Here is a 2012-nt window from a genome sequence, read left to right on the forward strand (position 1 = left end):
GAGCCGCAGGGTGCCGCTGGCCGGCGGCTCGCGCCACGCGCGCATCAGCTTGTCGTTGAACTCCAGCATCTGCCGCGCGGCGACGAGCAGGCGCTCGCCGTCCGGGGTCAGGCCGAGGCTGCGGCTGGTACGGTCGAAGACCCGCCGCCCCAGGATCTCCTCAAGCCGCAGGACCTTCTGGCTCACCGCCGATTGCGAGCGATGCACGACGTCGGCGGCGGCGGTGAAGCTGCCGGTCTCGGCTACGGCCACGAAGGCGCGGAGCAGGTCGAGTTCGAGATCGGGATGGCGCATGGCCATTCGCCTCTTCGCTTGCGCGCCGCGGACGCCCCGGAGAGCGCGGCCGGCGGCGTGTTGTCGCGGCTCGGCGGCCTGCCAGCAAGCAGAAAATCTGATCGCATCGATCAGAACTATGCGTTTTCCAACTTCGTCGATGCGGGGCATCCTGCCATTCGCCGGTCGCGACGACCGGCCGGACCGGCTTCGAGCCCGGCTCCGTTCCCCCTTCGATGAGGCCAGCTATGTCCGCCTCGACCGCCGTCGCGTCGCCGCCCGCCTGCCATGCCCTGCCGGCTCCGCCCGTGCTTCGGCGTCGCGGTGCCGCGGTCGGCTCGTCGCCGGCGCTCCTGCTCGGCGGCGCGATCCTGCTCTGGGGCGCGAACTGGCCGGTGATGAAGCTCGGGCTCGGTCACGTCTCGCCGCTCTGGTTCTCGGCCCTGCGCTTCGCCACCGGCGCCGCCTGCCTGTTCGCGTGGCAGGCCGCCCGCGGTGCGGTCCGGCGGCCCCGGGGCGCGGACCTGCCGGTCATCGCCTCCATCGGCCTGCTGCAGATGATGCTGTTCACCGCGCTGGGCGCCGTGGCGATGACGCATCTCCCGGCCGGGCGCTCGGCGATCCTGAGCTACACCACGCCGATCTGGGTCGTGCCGGTGGCGGTGCTGGTCTTCGGCGAGCGGATCTCGCGCACGCAATGGGCCGGGATCGGGCTGGCGGCGCTGGGCGTGCTGATCCTGTTCAGTCCGCACGCCATCGATTGGCGGGACGGGGCCGTGCTCGGCGCCCACGCGATGCTGCTCGCGGCCTCCGCCGCCTGGGCCGCCTGCATCCTGCACCTGCGCTACGGGCGCTCGGCGGCCTCCGCGGTGGAACTCGCGCCCTGGCAGATGCTGCTGGCCGCCGCCGTGCTGCTGCCGCTCGCCCGCGCGGTCGAGGGACCGTTCACCGGCGATGGGACGGCGACGTTCTGGGCCTGCCTGATCTTCGTCGGGCCGCTCGCCACCGCCTTCGGCTTCTGCGCCGTCAACGCCGCGAGCCGGCGGGTGCCGGCGAGCCGGATGTCGACGCTGATGCTCGCGGTGCCGGTCACCGGACTCGCGATCGCGGCGGCGACGCTGCACGAGGCGCCCGGACCCGACCTCATCCTCGGCGCCCTGGCGATCGTCCTCGGCATCGCCGCCAGCGCGGTGCCCTCCCGCCTCACTCTCCCGAACCGAACGAAGGCCCGCCTCTGACGCGGGTCCCGACCAGAAGGAGTCATCCCATGCGTGCCGTCGGCTTCCACAAACCCCTGCCCATCGAGGACGAGCAGGCGCTCCTCGACCTCGACTTGCCCGAGCCGGCGCCGGGGCCGCGCGACCTCCTGGTCCGGGTGCGGGCGGTCTCGGTCAATCCGGTCGATACCAAGGTCCGCAGACGCGCCGACCCGCCCGAGGGGCAGCCGCAGGTCCTGGGCTACGACGCCGCTGGCGTCGTCGAGGCCGTCGGGCCGGAGGTGACCCGGTTCAAGGTCGGGGAGGCGGTGTTCTACGCCGGTGCGCTGGGGCGACCCGGCACCAATGCCGAGCTGCATTGCGTCGATGAGCGGATCGTCGGCCGCAAGCCCGCCGCGCTGTCCTTCCCCGAGGCCGCGGCGATGCCGCTCACCGCGATCACCGCTTGGGAGGCCTTGTTCGACCGGCTCGACATCCGCCGGCCGGTGCCCGGGGCGGCGCCCGCGCTCCTCATCGTCGGCG

3 protein-coding genes are annotated in these 2012 nt (G+C 73.3%); 2 read left to right on the top strand and 1 reads right to left on the bottom strand.

Annotated features, from left to right (window positions below; genetic code table 11):
- Window positions 1–294, bottom strand: a 294-nt coding sequence (locus tag MFF42_RS25650; RefSeq protein WP_238258788.1) for a LysR family transcriptional regulator, incomplete at its 3' end; no start/stop codon positions are given.
- Between the two features lie 227 nt (window positions 295–521).
- On the opposite strand from MFF42_RS25650, the gene MFF42_RS25655 reads away from it, so the two are divergent.
- Both MFF42_RS25655 and MFF42_RS25660 read left to right on the top strand, forming a co-directional pair.
- Window positions 522–1511 carry a DMT family transporter gene (locus MFF42_RS25655; RefSeq protein ID WP_238258789.1) on the top strand — a complete coding sequence of 330 codons (990 nt, stop codon included), beginning with the start codon at window positions 522–524 and terminating at the stop codon, window positions 1509–1511.
- 29 nt (window positions 1512–1540) lie between these two features.
- Window positions 1541–2012, top strand: a 472-nt coding sequence (locus tag MFF42_RS25660) for an alcohol dehydrogenase catalytic domain-containing protein (RefSeq protein ID WP_238258790.1), incomplete at its 3' end; no start/stop codon positions are given.

This window comes from Methylorubrum podarium (assembly GCF_022179745.1).
Taxonomy (GTDB): Bacteria; Pseudomonadota; Alphaproteobacteria; order Rhizobiales; family Beijerinckiaceae; genus Methylobacterium; species Methylobacterium podarium.

Bases quoted from the DNA above. Each gene is read 5' to 3' on its own strand.
- MFF42_RS25655 (WP_238258789.1), top strand. From the start codon at position 522: ATGTCCGCCTCGACCGCCGTCGCGTCGCCGCCCGCCTGCCATGCCCTG.